The 20195-nt window shown below is 48.5% G+C and carries 18 protein-coding genes and 1 pseudogene; 4 read left to right on the forward strand and 15 right to left on the reverse strand.

What is annotated here, in order from left to right; all coding sequences use genetic code 11:
- Positions 1–401: 401 nt before the first annotated feature.
- A pseudogene (locus HV477_RS10505) lies at positions 402–799 on the forward strand (5'-nucleotidase C-terminal domain-containing protein); the annotation flags it as partial.
- Between the two features lie 117 nt (positions 800–916).
- Here HV477_RS10505 and HV477_RS10510 read toward each other — a convergent pair.
- Complete coding sequence (locus HV477_RS10510; protein ID WP_000289440.1) at positions 917–1129, reverse strand: hypothetical protein; 213 nt, start codon at positions 1127–1129, stop codon at positions 917–919.
- Between the two features lie 746 nt (positions 1130–1875).
- Here HV477_RS10510 and HV477_RS10515 point away from each other — a divergent pair.
- Positions 1876–2325, forward strand: a complete 450-nt coding sequence (locus HV477_RS10515) for a transcriptional regulator (protein ID WP_001248821.1) — start codon at positions 1876–1878, stop codon at positions 2323–2325.
- Between the two features lie 99 nt (positions 2326–2424).
- On the opposite strand, the gene HV477_RS10520 is transcribed toward HV477_RS10515, so the two are convergent.
- The 12 genes from HV477_RS10520 to HV477_RS10575 all read right to left on the reverse strand — a co-directional run bounded on the left by HV477_RS10520 (position 2425) and on the right by HV477_RS10575 (position 17003).
- Positions 2425–2712 (reverse strand): hypothetical protein, encoded by a 288-nt coding sequence (locus HV477_RS10520; protein WP_023194334.1) that lies wholly within the window; start codon positions 2710–2712, stop codon positions 2425–2427.
- Positions 2713–2750: 38 nt separating this feature from the next.
- Complete coding sequence (locus HV477_RS10525; RefSeq protein WP_000291392.1) at positions 2751–3596, reverse strand: DsbA family protein; 846 nt, start codon at positions 3594–3596, stop codon at positions 2751–2753.
- Positions 3597–3660: 64 nt separating this feature from the next.
- Complete coding sequence (gene bcfG / locus HV477_RS10530) at positions 3661–4392, reverse strand: fimbrial chaperone BcfG (RefSeq protein WP_077910634.1); 732 nt, start codon at positions 4390–4392, stop codon at positions 3661–3663.
- The gene (locus tag HV477_RS10535; RefSeq protein WP_001243232.1) at positions 4358–4876 is read right to left on the reverse strand and encodes a fimbrial protein BcfF; all 519 of its coding nucleotides are present in this window, start codon (positions 4874–4876) and stop codon (positions 4358–4360) included. The genes bcfG and HV477_RS10535 overlap by 35 nt, the downstream gene beginning before the upstream one ends.
- Positions 4877–4891: 15 nt before the next feature.
- Positions 4892–5437 (reverse strand): fimbrial protein BcfE, encoded by a 546-nt coding sequence (locus HV477_RS10540; protein ID WP_001082038.1) that lies wholly within the window; start codon positions 5435–5437, stop codon positions 4892–4894.
- Positions 5438–6445: a fimbrial protein BcfD gene (locus HV477_RS10545; protein WP_000701247.1), complete on the reverse strand. Its 1008-nt coding sequence runs from the start codon at positions 6443–6445 to the stop codon at positions 5438–5440.
- A complete protein-coding gene (gene bcfC / locus HV477_RS10550) occupies positions 6446–9067 on the reverse strand; it encodes a fimbrial usher BcfC (protein WP_058113274.1) in 2622 nt (873 codons plus the stop codon).
- A 4-nt stretch (positions 9068–9071) separates the two neighbouring features.
- Entirely contained in the window at positions 9072–9758 is a 687-nt protein-coding gene (gene bcfB / locus HV477_RS10555) for a fimbrial biogenesis chaperone BcfB (RefSeq protein WP_048591757.1), read from the reverse strand.
- 100 nt (positions 9759–9858) lie between these two features.
- The gene (locus HV477_RS10560; RefSeq protein ID WP_000743355.1) at positions 9859–10401 is read right to left on the reverse strand and encodes a fimbrial protein BcfA; all 543 of its coding nucleotides are present in this window, start codon (positions 10399–10401) and stop codon (positions 9859–9861) included.
- Between the two features lie 429 nt (positions 10402–10830).
- A complete protein-coding gene (locus HV477_RS10565) occupies positions 10831–11535 on the reverse strand; it encodes a winged helix-turn-helix transcriptional regulator (protein WP_000738612.1) in 705 nt (234 codons plus the stop codon).
- 280 nt (positions 11536–11815) lie between these two features.
- Positions 11816–14812 carry a chitinase gene (locus HV477_RS10570; RefSeq protein ID WP_079898704.1) on the reverse strand — a complete coding sequence of 999 codons (2997 nt, stop codon included), beginning with the start codon at positions 14810–14812 and terminating at the stop codon, positions 11816–11818.
- Positions 14813–14903: 91 nt separating this feature from the next.
- Positions 14904–17003: a glycosyl hydrolase family 18 protein gene (locus HV477_RS10575; protein ID WP_079898705.1), complete on the reverse strand. Its 2100-nt coding sequence runs from the start codon at positions 17001–17003 to the stop codon at positions 14904–14906.
- Positions 17004–17383: 380 nt separating this feature from the next.
- Here HV477_RS10575 and HV477_RS10580 point away from each other — a divergent pair, with 380 nt between their 5' ends.
- Together HV477_RS10580 and HV477_RS10585 are read left to right on the forward strand one after the other, a co-directional pair.
- The gene (locus tag HV477_RS10580) at positions 17384–17827 is read left to right on the forward strand and encodes a transcriptional regulator (RefSeq protein WP_000860681.1); all 444 of its coding nucleotides are present in this window, start codon (positions 17384–17386) and stop codon (positions 17825–17827) included.
- Positions 17828–17843: 16 nt separating this feature from the next.
- Complete coding sequence (locus tag HV477_RS10585; protein ID WP_001068130.1) at positions 17844–18377, forward strand: glycoside hydrolase family 108 protein; 534 nt, start codon at positions 17844–17846, stop codon at positions 18375–18377.
- Between the two features lie 60 nt (positions 18378–18437).
- Here HV477_RS10585 and HV477_RS10590 read toward each other — a convergent pair whose 3' ends face one another.
- Both HV477_RS10590 and HV477_RS10595 read right to left on the reverse strand, forming a co-directional pair.
- The gene (locus HV477_RS10590; protein WP_000026890.1) at positions 18438–18782 is read right to left on the reverse strand and encodes a phage holin family protein; all 345 of its coding nucleotides are present in this window, start codon (positions 18780–18782) and stop codon (positions 18438–18440) included.
- A 126-nt stretch (positions 18783–18908) separates the two neighbouring features.
- Positions 18909–19856 (reverse strand): LysR family transcriptional regulator, encoded by a 948-nt coding sequence (locus HV477_RS10595; protein ID WP_071055500.1) that lies wholly within the window; start codon positions 19854–19856, stop codon positions 18909–18911.
- Between the last annotated feature and the right edge of the window lie 339 nt (positions 19857–20195).

Consider the following 20195-nt stretch of genomic DNA (forward strand, 5'->3'; position numbering starts at 1 on the left):
ATATGTTTTACTCCGGTGTCGAAGTTTAACCAAATCTAGTTATAGAATAGTGATATAAATCTCACATCACGCAGGATAAAAGTATTTAAAAATAATGTGTCGAGAAATGTTTTTTTATAAAAAATAACTCAATGTTTATTATTAAATCAACACTTCATCTTTTTAGGTCATACCGCAGATTTCGTGTTGTACTAAGCTTTACCTTTTGGATAACTGATAGCAAAGATTGATGTGATTTGCCCCGCTGTTCCGTAACTCAGGGGGTGATCCGAAACGGTCATTTCCCCCTCAGGAGTGCAACTCTATCGCTGTAAGCAATACCTGAAAACCTGCCAGCACAGCCATCACAACAACGGTGCCCTCCATCACACCATTATTGATATGACGATGATTACCTGCTCGGCGATGTTCTGAGTATGTATCCTTTTACTAACGACGTAATGAACGTGGAAATTAGCGGTAAAGATCTGAAGGCGATGATGTCTCATGCAGCCGATCCGAAGAACGGCATGCTGCATGTGTCGAAAACGGCCAAATTCAAACACTACAACACAAAACCGCTGGGACAGCGTATTGTCGAATTTGATATCAAAGGTAAACAGGTCGCAGACAAGACATTCAGTACCGTCGCGCTGACTCCTTTATCGGTAAAGGCCGTGGCGGATTTGACTTCACGAAAGGTAAAAATGTCAAAGACATTAAAGGGCTGTAAACCTCGCAGGCAATTGCTGATTATATGGAACATATCAATAACATCGTTCCGGATCACACCATGCGTGTTGACGACATCAGTAAATAAAACAACTCTCATGCGATCGTTACCTGGTGGCGGCAGATTGATATTATCTTCGCGGAAACGGTAATTACCGTTGTCAAAAACCAGAAACTCCACGATACCCGGTTCGCTGCTTTCAACTCAGACACCAGGATAAAGGCTTAACGGCGCGGTGCCATAAGGATTAAGGGTAATAACGGCATGTGTATATGTATTGTCCTCACGAATTTGGTCGAGGAGCTGTTGGTATATGGCGTTATGGTTTTGCACCATCGCGTTATCGGTATCAATTTTCTGATTCATCGGCGCTCTTGGTGCAGGCATGGCGAGTGAGGACTGTTGGTTTACGTACATAATGCTCTCCAGACTATACGTTATGAGACTTCTGCAATGCAGAGGCAATTTCTCTGTCCGTCCAACGTAATATTTCGAAGATGTTCAGCATAGTTATCATGTATAACGCAATAACAAAAAAATCATAAAAATATTTTATATCGCCATCTGCTCATAAAATTTCATCCTGAGAAAGCAAGTCATCATCGAATATTTATTTAGTTCTTTTTACCTATATCCTATAGCATCCATAAGACCGACCAATAGGCCGAAATAAAAGTTACACCAGATAACATAAATTATCATTCAAGCACATAAAAAATGCTTAACCTAAAATCATAGCACCACTTAATAAAATTAATCATAAACGGTGGCAAAATATTATTTTTATGTCCTTTTTTGTAACTAACCGCATTTTCAAATTAATGAATCACAACAGACAATTCTCATCAACTGAATAAAAAATAATGACATACATATTATTTACCGCTCAAAAACATGGTTTGAGAATCCTTAAACGACACGTTATATGCATACCTCATTAAATATTGATAAAACAGAATCAACATGCTTATAGAAAGAACACAAAAACAATAACACAATAACATTTATTTCACTTAAACAATTTAGCCAATTTAATGACAGTTGATTTTTCAGGCCTGTCGCCCCAACCTATCCTTGCTCATAGCATAGCGGACACGTTGCAACGATGCTGACTATACGGAACAAGTGGGATGTCATGGCCTGAAAGCACAAATGGAGTAATCATGAGACAGCATAAAATAAATAATGAGTTTATTTACAATGAATCATTAAGGGAAATCACGTCCTTGCGCAGCAATGCAGCGTTCAAAATGACATTTATGCGGGCCTGGTGCCTGAGCTATTTAATAGAAAACGCACATCAGGAATTGATTATCCGTGAAGGTGTCGCGTACGCAGTTTGGGGAGAGCGAAGTCAATTTGTTAGCGATGCTAATTTGACGCAACTTCTTTATCTGCTGCGACGAGATTTACAACAAATCGGGCTTTTCGAACTGTTTGTTACGCTCCCCAGGCAGGGGATAAAAATCGATGAAAGATTTATCATTGACGCTGCTGACATACCGCCACAAGCTATTCAATATCATACTCACCGATGTAATAAAATTATATCCATTGGTATTCCCACTCTTTTTTTATTGATCGTGCTTTTCTTTTTAGCGCCGTTTATCTGAAGATAAAGTCTGTAGACCGTGTCCCGGGAAGGTGAGAACATTTTTCATAATATCCTCACACGACACTGACGGGACACCACCTGCGGTCTGCTACGCGGTTCAGTCATAGACAATGCGTAGCACTGTTAATTGCTTATCTTCATCCAAATAATCTCGTTTTACCGTTGCATGAGGAGACGATATCGGCGTGATAATATTCTCGACAATAATATAACGTTCAACTCCATCTTTATTATGGCATTGAATTTCTAAGGTTCCTACGTCATTCCAGCAGCCTGCCTCAACAACCGATCCCATAAAATGAATCTGAGCGGTCGGTTTCGCTGTCCCTTCATGAACGATAAAGGAAAGTAAAATCACCGGTATGACGCAACGCATAGACTTCATTTTACTTTCACTCCTGTGCGTTCTCCTCTGAGCGAATATCACCCCTTCGCTTTCTGAATCGCCATTTGCAACATATCCTGAGTCGTGCTTCCCGGGATCACGGTCACCCGTTTTACATCACCGTCTTGCGTCTGAGGCATGACGACAAAAGCAGGCGTGCCGCTAAAGTCCATATGCTGCGCCAGTGCCTGGTTAGTGAGGAGCGCATCATGTACTGCACCGCTGCTTTGCGCTTCTTTTACGGCGGCCAACTGCGTCGGCGTTAGATAATGTTGCGCCAGGGTGTAGACATCGTGTTCCGTTAACGCGCCTTCCACCTTCCCTGTGGCATAAAGCGCATTATGCCAGTCGAGATATTTCGCCCCGCCCTGTGTAAGCCATACCTGTTCGCCGACTCTGGCCGCCAGTCCGGATACCGGCCAGCGGGAGGAAAAAATAGGAAACTCTTTGAAAATAAACCGGGTATCCGGGTTCGCCTTAATCAGGTTTTCGACCACAGGCGCCATTTTGCTGCACCACGAGCACTGGTAATCAAAGAACATCACCACCGCCGCTTTTGCCTCGTTGGGCCCAACGGAAGGACTGCTGCTACTGAGCAACTCAGCACGATACTGTAATGCCAGTTGAACATACGCCTGTTGTTGCGCAATCTGCTGACGCTGATGCAACGTCTCGCTGGCGGCGACCAAAAATTCCGGATGTTCGGCCAAATACGTTGCCACGACCTCTCCCACTTTATCCGGATGACTGACGATGTAGGCTTCCGCCGTCGGACCAATTTGCGACGTCGGGGCAGAATCGGCGGCGATTGCCGAGGCGGATACGGCAACGCCTGCCAATGTCAACATCGCCAGTCGGGAAAGTTTTAACGCGTGATAATACATAATAAAAGTCTCGTTCGATAAGTTCGGAAAGCCTCCCGCTATCGGGAGACGCCTGAAAAATAGGTTAATGAATACGCGTCAGATCCACGGTTTGCGCTGTCATTACCCGCCCATAGTCATTAATACTTTGCCAGCGCACAGTGCAGCGAACCGCGTGCCGGCACCAGTCCGTTTGACGCGTTGCAAAGGGAGCCACGACCCCGGCGTTGTCCTGGGCGCGCTCGTTAGCGCGTAATAAAAAGAGCGTAACGTAATAGGGTGTCGGATTGCGTACCGTCGCGCCATCGGGGGTAAGCGACCAGATCAGATGCCGGTAGGCCTGCTGCGGATTGCCGGCGAGTCCCTCAGGGCGATAGAGCAATTTTAAAGCCGAACGAAACGCCATTTGTACACGGTTCGCTTCCGGTTTACCGGAGGGAATAGCGGCGATACTCAAGGTAAACAGACTTTCCCTGTCGGCGGGTAGCGGTGCGCCGGTATAAACCACCCGCATTGAGTTTTCCTGGCGCGCTGAAAGCATAAATAATGGCGGCGTGACTACGAAGGGCGTGATATTCCCTTCGTTTTTGGTTCCGGGCCAGCGGCCGCCTGGTAAAATATGCGTATCGATTAACCAGGACGCTTCTGAATGGTTACTTACCGGTACGCTTAATGCCGGGGCGCCCGCATGATAGATAAAGCGAGTACCGCCAATTACCACGCCAGCCTGCGCCCATGATATGGGAAGCAAGCACCAATATATCGCGCAGCGTAAAAAGAACTTATTCATAGGCAAGAATGAAGGTTGCGGAGGCATTGGCGTCCCCGGGCGTTACCGCGCCGCCATCAGCAAGATAACGCGCGTAAAATTGCAGATGCGCCGACGCCTGGCCCGGACTGAGCGTCACCACATCACTCTCCTGCCCCAGTGGGATTAAGGTTTTATTTTGATCATAAAGCGCAATCCCAATGCCTGAAGCGTCGCTTTCCCCTGCGGTAAGCGCCAATAAATCCGTATTACGACTGTCCGCCGCACCGCTAAAACTGACCGTTACGCCGCTGGCAGTGCTGCCGCAGTTCTGTAAATCGATAGCAAAAGGTTGCCATGCGGAACCGTCGCCTGCGCGATAAAACTGCCGTTGAGAAACCGCGCCCATCGCCACGTTAATATTTTCCGAGCCAGGAGAGAGCGAACACGTATTGTCCGTGATGGTTCCGGAAACATAGACCCGGCCATCGTGCGCCTGGACGCCGGATGCCGCCAGCAGCATCCCGATGCCGTACAGGATATCGTTACGCATAATTACGATGGCTCCTCATTCATACTGCATATCGAAATACATGACCGCCGTCGCGTTCCCGGACGTGACCGTCGGCCGGGTCGATTTATAGCGAATATAAAAAGACAGCGTGTTGCGTCCGGCTTTCAACGGATAGACCACCGAGTCGGCATTATTGATACTGATGGTATCCTGATCATCATTCAGAATTTCCACCCCAACCCCGCTTGCTAACATGTTTCCGCTTCCCATCCCGGTGTCGGTTATCGCCAGTAGCGCGGGATTGTCCGGATCGGGTTCGCCGGTAAACCAGATCTTCGCCCCGGCAATTCCTCGGGAACAATTTTTGAGGTTGATATTAAAGGGCTTAAATTTTGTCGTTGTTCCTGTCGAAGGAAAGTCGCCAACCGCAAACTGTCCTAAATCAATACTTTGACTGAGGCTGGAGATATCTATGTCGCAGGTTTGCGCCACAATAGTGCCGGTAAATTCGAGGTTATAAGCGAGGTCGTCAGCGCTGGCATTGATTTGTGGACACAGCATTAGTCCCATGGCAAAAAGAGCGCAGTGTGATCTGTTCATTTAGTCAAAGTCCACTCGCAGGCTGGCCAGTGCGGTAAACGCCCCTTCCGCTGGCGTTTCGCCTGTTGTACTCACCGGGTAGGCTTGCAATGTGATGTTAGCGCGTCCGGCGCTATCGGTGATAAAAGGCGCGACGCTCTGTACATCATTGGGGATAAGCGCGTTTCCTTCATCGGTTTCGACCACTACGCCGACATCGGCATTATCCGAAGCGATAGCCTGGGGAACGTGGCTATCCGGCGTAGCGATAAGACGCATTGTTAAATTGACCTGCGAATCCAGACCGCTGCACTTTACCGGTACGCTGAATTTTTTCGCTCGTACCCCCTCCGGCTTTTGGCCTGCATGGTTGAAATTGCCGCTGTATAATGCGCCGAAATTTACCAGAATCGTTTGTCCGGCGTTGATTTCACAGCTTTGCGGTACGGTCACCGTTCCACTATAAAGAATGCTGTACACGACATCTGTCAGCGGATCGCCTGCGGCGGTCATGACATAAACATTGAACATAGTCTTAGGACTAATATTCACCGTGCCGACGAACGGTTTAACAATTTTGAGTTGAAACTCCAGATTTGAGTCACGAACGTAAAACGGTTGACCCGCTTTCACATTTTCATCATATCCCATCAGAACGTTGTTCATTGGCGGATAGATATCGCCCGCCGAAGAATCCTCAATTCGCATTCCGCCTTCAAGGTAGTCCGGGTCCAGCTTTAAATATTTCCAGTTACCGCTCGTTTCTACGACCGGATATGGCGACACATAGGAGCGATAAGTCTGGCTATAGGTCGACGCGCCGGCGGGACACACCGCCTGTACATTAACTTCCTGGCTTTTTTCCAGTTGAACCGTCTTTCCCACCTGGTTTTGTTCTGCCGTCAGAGTGGTCGTTAAATCGTAATTAATACTGGAAGGCACGCCGTTAACGTTTTTACACACGTCTGCGAAGGCGTACTGCGATACGACACTTCCCGCCAGCAGAGCAAATAAAAGAGGTATTTTCATTTAATGACACTCCGCATGTTGTCGACTCAGAATCTGACGGGAGGAAGAGAGATGATAGGACGCGACACACTGTTGATCCGGCAGGTTCCCCCAGCGAACGTGCAGAACGCCTTGCGCTGACAACCCGGAAAGATAGACTTCCCCGGCCTCGTCAACAATCGCCTCCGCATGGCGATCATTCACCGTCACCGTTGCGCCAAAGGGTACAGGCTTACCGTTATGATTCAGCGTTACCAGGGCACGCGCGCCGACCCGCGCTTTAAAGCGGGCCAGAACCAGCGCGCCTTCGGTCGGCACAACGCGAGTCACCGCGTCATCAATATCGACATCATCAGCCATGGCGTTAACGTCCAGCGCCATACGGTTTTGGCGATATGTCGTCGCATACGGCACCACCGCATAGCCACGCGCGTCCGTATGAATACCCGGCTGGTCGACAACGCCGACGTTGGCTGCGCCCGGCGCGGCAATCAAAATATTGGTATTGCCTAACGGCTGGCTTAGCGTCACTCCATGCGCGTGCGCCACCAGGCCGCCGCTCAGGCCATAATTCACCTGCTGGTAATCGCCGTTATCGCTAACGTTATAGCCAATGTTGGCATTGCCTTTCGCGCCATCGTATTCCAGGCTGGCGGCGCCGCTTTCGCCAATACCGTGATTCTGATAGCCTTGCTGTATGTTGTAACTAAGATTGTTTTCGTCCAGTAGTGTGCCGCTAAGGCCCGCATTCTGCGTAACGTTATGCTGTTTGTCCGTACTGGTGCTAAAGGTAGCGTAAACATTGTGATGGTGCGTGACCTCATCATCGTGTTGCAGCCATTGACTTAGCGGCACCGAGATATTCAGGGCGAAAATTTGATCGCGCTCCGCATCTCCTGCGGATTTGTTATTGTTGTAAGAAACGCTCCATGCAATACCCGCCAGCGTATCGCTGTATCCCACCTGCAACAAAGAATCCTTTTCATCAGTGTGCCAGTAACTTTGCTGACTGCCGGTAATAAAAAGCGATCCCAACCCGCCTAACTGTTGGTTGATATCGAGTTGTACTTTGCCCCTCCTGGTATAATAAAGATTGTAATAATCCGCCCATTCCGGCCTGCTTTTATCGCTGTCAGTCCGATTGTCATCGTCATAGCCGCTCATCCGTTTCCACGTGGTATCATCCAACGTGTAAAAGCCCGAGGTTGAATAGCGATAGCCCATAAGCTGTAAATTGGTTCCTGACTGTGCAAGCGATTTGGCATACAGGAAACGCAGCGATTGCCCCTGGTAGGTGTTATTATCCGCCAGCGTACTGGTAGCCTGGGTGACATCCAGCGACACCGCGCCCCAGTCGCCCAGATTTGCGCCGCTGCCGATCGCCAGCGCGTGATAATGACTGGAAAGTTGTGTTCCGCCATACAGCGTAAAACCATGCGGTAACCCCCATATCAAGGTCGCCTGACTGAATTTCACCTTCTCTTTTTGACTACTATCGCTACGATACTCCGCCACCGTCGCCGCATACTTCAGCCGCCCTTCTCGTTGTAGAATCGGCACGGCGGAATAGGGCACGTTATAGCGATTAATAGAACCGTCGGACTCTTTGACTTCCACAGTCAAATCGCCGCTGGCGGCGGTAGGATAGAGATCATTAATAGTAAATGCCCCGGGCGGCACATAGCGCTGATTGATGATGTAGCCGTTTTGCCGAATGGTCACTTGCGCGTTGCTTCTGGCAATGCCGTGAATGGTCGGTGCGAAGCCCTTCATGCTGTCTGGCAACATATTGTCGTCAGACGCCAGTTGTAGCCCGCGAAAAGGAAGGCTGTCGAATAATGCGGAGGGGGTATAACTATCGCCTGCCGTCAGTTCTCCCTGCAAAAAGACCACATCACGTTCCAGATAAGTACTGATGTGCTGCCAGTCGCTGTCGCTATTCTGATCGCCGCTATTCGCGTTCCATGTGGAGTAGTCGCGTAACCGCCAGGCCCCCAGATTAAGGCCGCTATTCAACCCAAGAAAATAGCTGTTCTCCGCACTGCCGCCAGGGCTCCGATCCTGACTATTCGCGCCGGTAAAGGTGTAATTCAATAGCAACGCGTTAATACCTTCATCCCAGTATTGCGGTGGGATATAGCCTCTGGCGCTGGCAACCATCGCCGCCTGCGGGATGCTAATGTCGAGACGTTGCTGCGCAAAATCAAAGCGGGTACGGGCGGCCGGTATCGCACTGGCGAGATCCGGACAACTTCCCGCCGCCGCCTTCGCCAACAGTGGAAATGCCCCGGTGTTTACCCCCATATTTTTAAGCATTTCAGGCGTCAGGCAGGCGCGTAATCCGCTGTCATCGGTTGGCGCGCTTTTTCCCGTCGTCTTCACCGCCTGGAAGGCAATGTCTCTGGTCGCGAGAAACGTATTGTTCAGGTAAACGTCAACGCGATACATTCCCGCCGCCTGGGCATTACGGGAAAAGGTCGATAAGTCGGCCACCGCAGACGGGTCGTCAGACAGAAATGCCGGGTTGAAATAGTTTTCCGCCCACCCCGGCGCAGGCGCCAGTGCGATAGCCAACGCCAGCGGGGTTAATACGGGTTTAGCTACGCTGGAGTAATATCGCGTCATGAAAAGCTGATTACGCATAACATCATGAAGCTGGACAAACGCGTGCTGGCGTCGTTGCGCCAAAATCGTTTACCGTGCGCAAAGATACCTGGCCGGGCGTCGCCGGGAGAGTGATCGCGCCTTTCGGCGGTACCATAGTATTCGGCAGTTTTTTCCCCGCGCTGTACAGTTCAACCATCGAAACGTAGTACGGCGAAGGGTTAGTAATCGTTAGCTGGCCGCGCTCGTTACGGCAGCGAAGCGTTGCCGGGGCATGGGCTGGCGCCTCCGCCAGATTTTTCGGGCGAATAAATAGCTTAATCACGCTTTGCGTCGCAATTTGCAGGGAGTTGCCGGTCAGTTTATTTTTATCGACAGAGGGTATCGCTTTACTGTTTAAATAAAACACGCTTTCGCGATCGGTCGGTAATGACGGCCCAACATACATAATACGTAATATATTTTCTTTTTTAGGCTGGATCACAAAGAGAGGCGGCGTAATGATAAAATCCGTCGAGCGTGAACCATCGGCATTGGCGACCCATGACTGAATTAAAAAAACATTGCTGGCAGAAGAATTAATAATCGGCAAGGAGGTTTGCTTACTTCCCTGCGGATAAATCACCCTGGTCGCGCCCAGCGCAATGCCTCCCGCCTGCGCGGCAAACGACAGGCCGGCCGCCGACAGCAGTAGCAATAATCGAAGGAAAATCGGTACGTTTTTTTTCATCTGCGTAATATCCTGATGCCGTCGGTTTGTTACGCGCAGTGACGCGCGTAACGCCCCTTTCTCGCCTCCCAACAGACGAGAAAAAAATCCCGATAAGGAATCAGGAATAAACCATGCTAAATGTCGCCGTCGCGGTAACATTACCGGCAGTCGCCGTACCGGTAGCGATATAATCCACGCTAAGCGGAATAACGTTTTCGCCATCGTTCAAAGTAACAGTACTGGACGATTCACCGATATTCAGCGCCTGGCCATCCGGTCCATAAAGTTGTAGTGCCACATTCGTCGCCGAACCTGCCCCAGCGGTATTCGCCAGCGACCCCGGCTGGTTTGCGTCCTGCTGGCCATTAAAAATCACCGCCGCATTCTGGCTGGTCTGAGTATCGCAGTCTTCCAGTTTAATGGTGAAATCTTCTTTTTGATTCGCCGCCATACCGGCCTCGGTTAATTTACTGGCGCGAACCTGGCCTAATGTCACGGTCTGATCGACAGAGTCAGCGGAAACAGAACAGGCAGCGTCAACGACCTGTCCGACAAAATTTACCGTACCGCCAGTGACGGTTGTAGTATCCGCTTGCGCGGTGGACAACATTCCGCCAAAGGCAATGGCAGAGACCATTAATGCTAGTACAGGCTTTTTCATTCAAGCTCCTTTTAAATATAAAAATGAGGGTAATCAGATTTTTTAACGAAACGGCTGCTGATATTTCTTCACAGCAATATCACGACTTTTTCTTATGCGAAAAAAAGTGTCTTCTTGTTCTGATATAAATGTCAGAAGCAATAAAACAGCCACTCAACGTCGTGAGTTTATCTTTACGTTATAATGAGATAACGATGTTATTAATTATTAACAAGCCAACGGCAAGTTGCAATCATCGACATTTGGTTTTAAAGGACTAGATATAACCTGTTGTTTTATATTAACTTTACACCAGTCATTCGGTCTATCCTCTTTAGCCATGTTGACTTTTTAAAAATAACCTGCGTAACATCTTTCAATAAAACATTCTATTAACGATACCTGGCAAATTCAGTCGAGATATGTAAATATATCGTTGCGTATAGTGCATTAATACGCCACTGGCAGTTTTCCGAGCGCCGCCAGCCGCCCATTATCAATATGGATATACCCGCCTTTTTTTAGTTCAGACAGAATCTTCATAGTCCGACTGCGCGATATCCCGGTACGCCGTTGAATAAAATTCAATACGATAATGTTTTCCCGGTAGGCCTGTGGATAAGCCCAGATTTCAATCAGCAGCGCCCGAACTTTCAGATAAGAATCGACGCCGACTAATTCACGATCGCGCGCGCTCATCACCATCAGACGGTAAGCCAGACAACGAGCCACATCGTGCCACAAATCGCATTCATCGGCGATTTTTATAAAATCCGGCAGGCGAACAAATCTACCGCTACAAACCGTTTCTGCGAGCAAAAAGTGTTCCGGGCGCGCGGGAACGTTATAGGTAGCGCCATAGCTGTCAACCATACCCACGACCGATGGCGCAAACGATGAAGATATATGGAGTCGGTTGTCATCACGACAGAAAGAAACAACGCCTGACTCCAGTAATACAATGTAGTGTTCATCATTGGCCTGTAAATAAAACTCATCGCCGATACCCAGCGTAAACGGTTGACCAAATGGCAACAAGGCCGAAAATAAGGCATCAATCGCCGCGTGAGGTTTAGCCTGCTGAGAAAAAAGAAAAGAGTGTAATAAATTCTCATTATTATCTTTAGCAAAAGCGTCGTTCATCATTTTTTTCATTAACGGTTGTCTACTCAATGTAGCGCCACAGTATAACCTCTCAAAAAGTACTTAAATTAATAATAAATAACATCGCTATGCAGTATTTCTGTATTCACAACGCACTAATACGCAATATTTTTAAGATTAAGACGATTCTTAATACAAATTGATTACAGAAAATTAATAACGAATTACGCATAAAGAATGAGAGGTCAGGGGGCGCAGGAAAAGAGATTCGAAAGAACGCGCCTTCGAATCTCAAACTAATAGTCCAGATTAATGCAAATAAGCAGTGATATTATCTAAAATAGCGAGGGGCAGCATAATACTCTACCATTTTATCCGCCAACCAGCCGCCGTCTTCACCGTTAGAATGGATTGTCGTAATACTGATAGTAGAACCACCGCCCCATAAGATCGAAAAGACGTTAAAGTCCGGTAGATTCAGCGCCTGCATCTGGCCCCAGTCATACCCCTTATCTTTACGTAAAAAGTCGCCGACGGTCGGGACGCCGTAAGTCGCGCTATTTAAGGCCGTATTGAGTAGCTGCAAAGAGAGCGTGTCAGGATCGCTGCCAATGCGGGCGTCACCCATAAAAAAGGTTCCGCCGGATGCGAAGTGCGCAGCGCTGATTTTGCTGACGCCCTCTTCTACTGTAGGCATATGGCCGCCAGGGATTTGCCACAGCATGGCGGGCGTCAGCAGCGCTTTCGTCACCTGTTTTACCATCGCCAGGTAATTAAGCCAGCATGTCGCATTCCAGCCATAGTGGGCAAGCGCATCAGGACTGAAACAGTCACGCTCAAATTTATCAAACGCAATAAAGTCCGGCGCATATTCTCCGCTATAAACGCCCAGTTCATGAATAAATCCGGCGATCGCCTGCCCTTCAGCTACCGGATCAGCGGTATCGCGCAGCACCCAGTCCGCCGTTCCTGTCGCCCAGACATTCGTCTGCCAGCCAAAAGCCACATCCGGGGCAAACTGACGAACAAGATAGTTCACCGCCTGAATATAACCGTAGAGATCGTCGCTAAACGTCGGCAACGAAGGCGCGATAAAGCCAGCCATCGCCGGTAATGCTTGTATCGCCGCCGCCAGTTGGGCATTCACCGGCACACTGTTTTTTTGCCGTACTACGGTGTAGCCATACGGTCCTTGCTGTAGCGCCCCCAGAAAATCCGGGTTAAGCACAAAGGTGGCCGGGACAGGATGCGTCTCATCTTTGTATGACTGCGCCGCCAGACACTGGGTAATAAAGTTACCAAAATGGTTACGTAGCTTTTGCGCATCCTGTAAATCCGCCAGCGCGCTACCGCCGCTGGCATTCGCGGTATAAATGACCATTACCGGCATGACGCTACGCCCGGCTTCTTTTTCTATCTGGCGCACCAGCGCAACGGTTTTATGGATTGGTAACGTCGCGTAATCCAGAAAACCATCTCCGTTCACGTCAACCTCCGCGGCCGGCACCGGATCGCCGCCGCCGTCAAAACCATCGTATTTAAACAACGCGCTAAACGGTATATCGCGATAAAGAGAAACCGTCTCTGGCGCGTTAACCGTCACGCCGCCATGAGCAAGGTAATCAGGCCAACCTTTTACCTGTAGCGTCACGCCGGGCAGAAACTCCAGCGCCACATGGTTGACCTTTTGCAACAAGCGTAGCGGCCCGGCCTGTTCACAGCGCCACGGCACGCTGTCGATGAAAATGTCGTCCGTCTGAACATCATACAGCCCGGGCGCAAAGCGTAATGCCAACGTCTGCCGATCGCTGCCGCTCTCCAGCATTAATGAGTATTGATATTTACCGCTGCTGAACAGATAACGCTGCGGCGCGACGCCATCGGGCAGGCCCAGTATAGTGGCATCTACCGTCACGAAACTCGCCGTGTCGAGCGCTGACTGTTGGTAAGCGACCGCAACCTCGGCAACCTGCGCCGCAGCAGGGATAAAACCCGTAAGCTGTATGGGTGCCGATATAAAGCGGTTATTAATCATTGCAGGCTGCAGATTGACCGTATAATGATGCCCCGCCAGTAGCCGGGTGATTAACTGCGGTTGGTTGGCGATAAGCGTGACGGTACGCTCATCCGCTTGCGTAGCATCGGCGATTTCAACGGTCAATTTCGCATTACCAAGCGCAGGGGCGTCAATCATCAGACGCGCGCTGGCATAACGGACAATTGGCAGACAGGATACCTGGACCTGCGCGGCGGCATCGCCGGATTGCAGCGTAACGGTAAAAGAGGACTCGACTGGCGCGATTTGCATCTCATCATTCGCCAGTACCGGTACGGTAAGCCGATACGTTCCTGCGCTAAGATCGCCTATTGTCAGAACCTCGCCCCACTCACCGACAAAGCGCCGGGTTTCGCCGGCAGGAAACAGTAGCTCAATCGCCGGTTTGAGCGCCACGGTCTGCGTCATGGCAGGAAAGTGAACGCAAATTTTTCCCTGGCGGGCAGGGTCATGGGCCAACGTCGCGTTCAAATCGCTGATGGCAACTGGCGTCTGCGTGGCGGCCAGATAGCACTGTAATTCGGCAATATCCCCTGCCGCCAGCATCAGCGCACCGTCATGATTAATGGTGATGGTATTCTTCTCGATGGGCCATCCCCCATCGCTGGCCAGCGTCACGGCCTGATTCCCCAGCATTGTTCCCTGAAACGGACTGTAGGGATCGGGGTGCGCGCTGGCCGTAAAATTCAGTTGAAGCTGATTGAGATCTACCGCCTGGGCGTAGAGGTTGGTCAGCGTAAAGGTGACGCGTTGATACCAACTCGCGGCATTCAACTCGCTAACGTTAAGCGTAAGGCCGCGTTCCTGAAGGTCATTGTCCTTTTCCGGCACATCGGGTTCGGCGGGTTGTTCGTCTGCGGCGGGTATCGCTGGCGTCTCCTGATCGGATGGGGTTGCAGACTCTGCGTCTTCGGATGACGATGACGCCAGCGTCAAGGTGACGGCGGACATTTTTACCGGCACCTGCGTCGCCGCGAGGCTGAAAGAGAGCGTTCCGCGTTCGCCCGGCTGAAGAAGTAATGCATCGCTGTTATTAATGATGATGTTGTTAGTTTCCAGCGTGCCATACGAACTATCATTCAGCGTAAGCGGCAGGTTCCCTTTGAGCGTACCGCCGCTATTTCCCCATGGATCGATGTGCCCGGAAGCCGTGAATGATATTGCGGCATGGTTCATATCGACCGGATTACCGCTCTCATTGATGAAGGTTAAGGTGATTTTTTGATACCAGCTGTTGACGTCAAATGCGCTGGCATGGATGGAAATGGTCATGGTCTGCTCTTCCTCTGTCCCTGGTGGAGAAAAGCCCCGGTAAACCGGGGCTTGAATCATGAAGCCCAATACATCGGCTTAATACCGTGTATTAGTAAGCGCCAAGATCGGTCCATGCACCGCCGACACCGCAGTTCAGGTCAGGCTGGTTGCCCATAGACCACCATTTCACCTGATAGTTATGGCCTTTCCAGCTAACGATTTCGAAAGAACCCCAGTTTGCGCCATAAACGGTAGAAGCATCCCACTGCGCGTAAGGTGACGTTTTGTCATCTGCTGACGTGTCATCCTCAGCCGGCGTGGTCTCTTCTTCCTCGTCCGGTACAGGAACGATAATCTCTTCTTCCTCTTCCGGTTCCGGTTGAACCTGAGATAGCGCAGGCACCGCCGTCAGAACAAAGCGCTGTTGAGAGGACGGTTCGTTGTAGCAGTCGCGTACAAACAGGGTGAACTGAAAGGCTGTTTTTTCGCTAACTTCCGGTACCATAACCTCAATGATTTCTGCCGTTTTGTCTGCCACATCGATTTGAGAAGGCACGCCCCAGCTAAAGGACAGCTCATCGTTATCTTCATCAGAAGAACCTGCGCCAGACAGCTGTACCGTCGATCCGCCTACAACCATCAGTTCAATAGCCGCTTTCGGCGCGTGGTTGACCTTCTGCGCGTCGTCGCTGTCGCTCTGCTCTTCATCTTTTTCTACATTGATACCTTCGAAGTAGAACGGTTCCATATCGATAACTTCAGATTCGATTTCATAACCCAGACCTTCACGCACGGCGTTAACCAGCACGCCGTTGTCCTGATCGATAGTCCAGGTAAACACGCCGCCCAGGCCCAGTTTCGCTGCATATTCGCCTTTTGCTTTGACAGTACGCGGCGTATCCAGGGATAAAAACAGTTTGGATTCCGGGCTATACAGGTAGTCAGCATCAGCGACCTGGTCGGTGTAAACGTTGAAACCGTTACGGCCTTTCTGGTTTTCCAGATCCAGGTAGCTATAAATGACGTCATACCATTCGCTGGTGCCGGATTCGAAGGAACCGGTAGTATCGCCTGAACCTGGGTTGTAAGAACCTTTCAGCGGCGACAAGGATTCAATTTCTACCTGACGAGCGTTACGGGTATAGCCGGCATAACCGATGTTGATACGGTCAGCGGAGAAACCTTCCGCCAGCAGGTGATCAACGATGGTTTCGACAGCCCAGCCGCCCTCTTCCAGCGCTTTGCGGTTAGTGTGGTGGCCCAGCGTTTCCGCCCACGGCGTACCGAAGAAGTCATAGGTCATCAGGTTGATGCCGTACAGGCCAGCAGCCAACAGATCTTTTACTTTAGCGTGATCAAAAATCGTGGTCACCGCGGAGGCCGCGATAGAGATCTTCACATTGCTCAGACCCGCGGAATCCAGCTGTTTACGCAGTTCGGCAATCAGCAGCGCGTAGTTAGCGCCATCTTCCGGACCAAACGGGTTGCCCGCCCCTTCATCGTTCGGGTATTCCCAGTCAATATCCACTTCGCTGAACATCGGGAACTGTTTGAACAGTTTCACCACGCCTTTGGCGAAGGTTTTACGAGAAGAGTCAGAAGCGGCGGTTTCGTGGAACCCGTTACTCATGCTCCAGCCGCCGATACTCATGGAGAGCGCCAGCGTGTGACCTGCAGCTTTCGCTTTTGCCTGCATATCACGCAGCGCGCCCAGCATACCTTTGGCGTTAGCCTGGGTCACGGTTTTCGGATCAACATCCCAGCCGCTGGTTTCAAAACCCAGGTTGATATAAGACTGGAAATCGCCCCACGGATCGAGGAAGGTCGGCTCATATTTCACTTTGCCGCACAGCGCTGCCGCTTCTGCTACGACATCGCGGTCTTCTGTATCAATTTTTCTGAAACCGGTGATGCCAACAAAGCCAAAAATCAGTTTGTCATAAGCCGTCGGTGAAACTTTGGTTAAATCATAACCACGGCCCGGTTGGGACATATTGCCTTGCAGACGGCTGTCATACTGTGACCAGTCGGTGTAATAACCGAATACCTTCGGTTTAGTCGTGGAATTTTTATATTTATTGTATACCGGTTTCGCAACACGAGCGGAAGTATAGCTTATTTTATCATCGCTTGTTGCAGGGTCAAAACCATTCGCTGCATGAGTAGTTTCAGTAATTGTATCGCCTTGAATCAGTTTGCTTGTAGCCATTTTCAAATTTCCTTTTACGTTTCAAAATTGTCGCAGCTCGTTCTGCGGGGTCCATAATCGCTACAGGCATAAAAAATAGCTAATCACAAAACATCACCTTTTTAGATGATATAAAAATCATAAAAATGAGGTTAACAACACCGTCTGACGAAGAGAAAACAACACCTCTCAGCGCCCGCTTAGTCCGTTCTGGTGAGAACATAGTAAATATCATTTATCATGTAATTAAATATCATTTAATTACAATGAAATAATGTGATTACACTCGCTATAGACAATGACAATACAATAAAACCAGTGACATTTATTGGATTAAGACATTTCTCATACAATATAGTCACCACAGACAACCAGGATGTACATTTCTAAAGGAAGACGTTATGAAAACTTATATCATTAATAGCAATTGCATTTACAATGAAGGTAAATATGAACTGAGGACGGTCTCAAATTCACAGGTTATTAAAATGACTGCGATGAGAGCCAAATGTCTCAGTTTCATCATCGAGAATGCTCATCTGGAGATTATCGAGCGACAAAAAATAACCACTGCGTTATGGGGAAGTCGAAGCCACTATGTTAATGATGCAAATCTAACGCAGATTCTCTATTTAATCAGACGTGACCTTAAAGCGCTTGGTATTAACGATCTTTTTATTACCATTCCAAGACAGGGTCTCAAAGTGAATAGTGATATCGCCATTATCGCGACGGATAGCGAAACAAAGGGAAGAAAAAAACAGATTGTACGGCAAACCATCGCTGCCCTGACGACCGTATTTTCAGTAACGTTAGGTTCTCTCATGTATCTGCATATTCACTAAGCGAAGGAAAGGGAAGATGAATCCAATTATAGATGGAATTATTGCGCTTGAAGGCGGTTACGTATTTAACCCTAAAGATAAAGGCGGCGCCACCCATTGGGGCATTACTGAAGCCACGGCGCGAGCGCATGGCTATGCTGGCGATATGCGGGATCTGACCCACGCTGAAGCCTACGCGATTCTCGAAGAGGATTACTGGATCAAACCAGGCTTTGATGTCATCTCGACGCTATCGTGGCCAGTCTCATTCGAGCTGTGCGATGCGGCAGTCAACATAGGCGCTTACCACCCCAGCGCGTGGCTGCAACGCTGGCTGAACGTCTTTAATCACGAAGGTAAACGCTACCCGGATATTCATGTGGATGGCAATATTGGCCCGCGGACGCTTGCCGCTCTCGAACATTATTTGGCCTGGCGAGGCCAGGAAGGGGAAGCCGTTTTGGTGAAAGCCCTCAATTGCAGTCAGGGCATGTACTACTTAAACGTTGCTGAGAAAAACCACAATAACGAACAATTTATTTATGGCTGGATCAAGAACAGAGTGACCTAGACCAGGCTGAAAAAAGACGCGTAAAAGGCTCACGGATGAGCCTGATATTGCGAATGACAATTAATCTGAATTATTTCCTCCGATAATTTTTTTAATTCGCCGCCCAAGAATTTTTAAGATCGGACTCGCGAAAACACCGCCTAAGCCTGCCGCCAACAGAACAATATTGAAACTGCATTCTTTTTCGATCGCAATCGCGCTTAACAAAAAGCTGGTGAAGCAGGAAATCACGATCTGCGTTAAGCAATATTTAATACTTTCATGAGAACTATTATATTCTGTCTTATCTTTGCGTAAAAGATAGCTAACAAAGCCTCCCCACGCGCCAATCGAAATAATAGTGAGTAAGATCTCTAGCTCCAATAGCACAACTTCCGTTGTCGATACATGGTTGGGAATAGACATTTTAACACCCCGAAATCATTATAAATGAATAATTAACACAAGGAGTGTAAGCGCCCTGTCAGAAGGGTAAAAATCAAAGCACATCATTTAAAACCATATTAAATCAAAGCGTAAAAATGAGGTGTGTTAGCGACGGAAGGAGGAAAGTGTTTGTAACATACTTACCATCTCATTAATCGTCGATATATTTCTACTATTTTTCTTCCAGGATGCATAGACCTGAACTGACTTCAAAGCCAGTTCGGGCGGAGGCTGAATAAATTTAATGTCATATTTACGATGATTTTTATAAAAAAGCGCTAATTTCAAAGGCATCAATGCAATCAATGAGGTTCGTTCGATCATGCTCATCAAACCGTTAAGTGAATCACTACGATAGCCGACAATACGCTTGCCAGTATAGTAAAGCTCATCCTTAAATAACTCGCTATCATGATATATCACTGAAGCCCCCATCCCCGGCTGATATAACGCATGACGCGAAGAATAAAAATGATGTAGCGACAGTTGCGAGAGGGTACTCAGCATGTGTTTACTGCTACAGATACAAACAAATGATTTAAAACTATCAATAATTTGATTCTCTATGCCGGACTCCAGCAAAGGTTCGGCACTAATCAACAGATCGCCTTGCGCAGTAAACAGAAGTTCGCTGATATGCTCCCGACTCATATTTCTGACAGTGAAATGATTTATCAAAATACGGTCAAATATATCGCTGTTATAGAGCTGAGAAAGATAATAGCTTTCAACAATATCACTGCCTAATAACGTTATCTGGAACGCTTCATCTTTTTTGCTATTACAGAGAAATGTGTCATCCACCAGTTTCATCACCTGACTGAAATTTTGGTGAATGTCGACAGCCTTAGCTGTGGGGATGAGCCCGCCTTTCCCTCTGCTAAACAGTTCTTCCGGGTAATAACTCTGCAGGCGCTTTAACGCCAGAGAAACGGCAGCCGGTGTAATGCCTAACTTTTTTGCCGCCATAGCCGCATTTCCTGACAAAATAACAGCGTCAAGAATTTTGATTAAATTATAATCAAAGCTCTTGTTGGCACCTTTCGATCCCATTCGCTGTCTGCCTCCGGAAACTAAAAAAAGCAATATAGATAATACTCAAGATAAATCAATTCACAGCATCTAAAAAAGCAATCATTAATGTCATCACATCACGTTTTTTTAAAGAATAAGCGTATACAAAACTGCTGATTAACATCAATTTGTTTATCAGTAAAAACAAAATATCAACAAATGAGAGGATACGATGCGTTTAACAGAAGCCTGGGCGCGTACAGGCAGAAATAAATATCCTCCGGCATAGCCGGAGGTTTTTCAGATGCGCCTGTAAGGCTCTCTTACCAGCCGCGCCCTAACAGGCGCATACGATCTGACATTTGCATCAAACTTCGT

The organism is Salmonella sp. SG203, assembly GCF_013350575.1.
GTDB classification, from domain to species: domain Bacteria; phylum Pseudomonadota; class Gammaproteobacteria; order Enterobacterales; family Enterobacteriaceae; genus Salmonella; species Salmonella enterica.

Coding starts and splice junctions, on each gene's coding strand:
- HV477_RS10510 (WP_000289440.1), bottom strand. CDS start 1,129: ATGTACGTAAACCAACAGTCCTCACTCGCCATGCCTGCACCAAGAGCG.
- HV477_RS10515 (WP_001248821.1), top strand. CDS start 1,876: ATGAGACAGCATAAAATAAATAATGAGTTTATTTACAATGAATCATTA.
- HV477_RS10520 (WP_023194334.1), bottom strand. CDS start 2,712: ATGAAGTCTATGCGTTGCGTCATACCGGTGATTTTACTTTCCTTTATC.
- HV477_RS10525 (WP_000291392.1), bottom strand. CDS start 3,596: ATGTATTATCACGCGTTAAAACTTTCCCGACTGGCGATGTTGACATTG.
- bcfG (WP_077910634.1), bottom strand. CDS start 4,392: ATGCCTCCGCAACCTTCATTCTTGCCTATGAATAAGTTCTTTTTACGC.
- HV477_RS10535 (WP_001243232.1), bottom strand. CDS start 4,876: ATGCGTAACGATATCCTGTACGGCATCGGGATGCTGCTGGCGGCATCC.
- HV477_RS10540 (WP_001082038.1), bottom strand. CDS start 5,437: ATGAACAGATCACACTGCGCTCTTTTTGCCATGGGACTAATGCTGTGT.
- HV477_RS10545 (WP_000701247.1), bottom strand. CDS start 6,445: ATGAAAATACCTCTTTTATTTGCTCTGCTGGCGGGAAGTGTCGTATCG.
- bcfC (WP_058113274.1), bottom strand. CDS start 9,067: ATGCGTAATCAGCTTTTCATGACGCGATATTACTCCAGCGTAGCTAAA.
- bcfB (WP_048591757.1), bottom strand. CDS start 9,758: ATGAAAAAAAACGTACCGATTTTCCTTCGATTATTGCTACTGCTGTCG.
- HV477_RS10560 (WP_000743355.1), bottom strand. CDS start 10,401: ATGAAAAAGCCTGTACTAGCATTAATGGTCTCTGCCATTGCCTTTGGC.
- HV477_RS10565 (WP_000738612.1), bottom strand. CDS start 11,535: ATGAAAAAAATGATGAACGACGCTTTTGCTAAAGATAATAATGAGAAT.
- HV477_RS10570 (WP_079898704.1), bottom strand. CDS start 14,812: ATGACCATTTCCATCCATGCCAGCGCATTTGACGTCAACAGCTGGTAT.
- HV477_RS10575 (WP_079898705.1), bottom strand. CDS start 17,003: ATGGCTACAAGCAAACTGATTCAAGGCGATACAATTACTGAAACTACT.
- HV477_RS10580 (WP_000860681.1), top strand. CDS start 17,384: ATGAAAACTTATATCATTAATAGCAATTGCATTTACAATGAAGGTAAA.
- HV477_RS10585 (WP_001068130.1), top strand. CDS start 17,844: ATGAATCCAATTATAGATGGAATTATTGCGCTTGAAGGCGGTTACGTA.
- HV477_RS10590 (WP_000026890.1), bottom strand. CDS start 18,782: ATGTCTATTCCCAACCATGTATCGACAACGGAAGTTGTGCTATTGGAG.
- HV477_RS10595 (WP_071055500.1), bottom strand. CDS start 19,856: ATGGGATCGAAAGGTGCCAACAAGAGCTTTGATTATAATTTAATCAAA.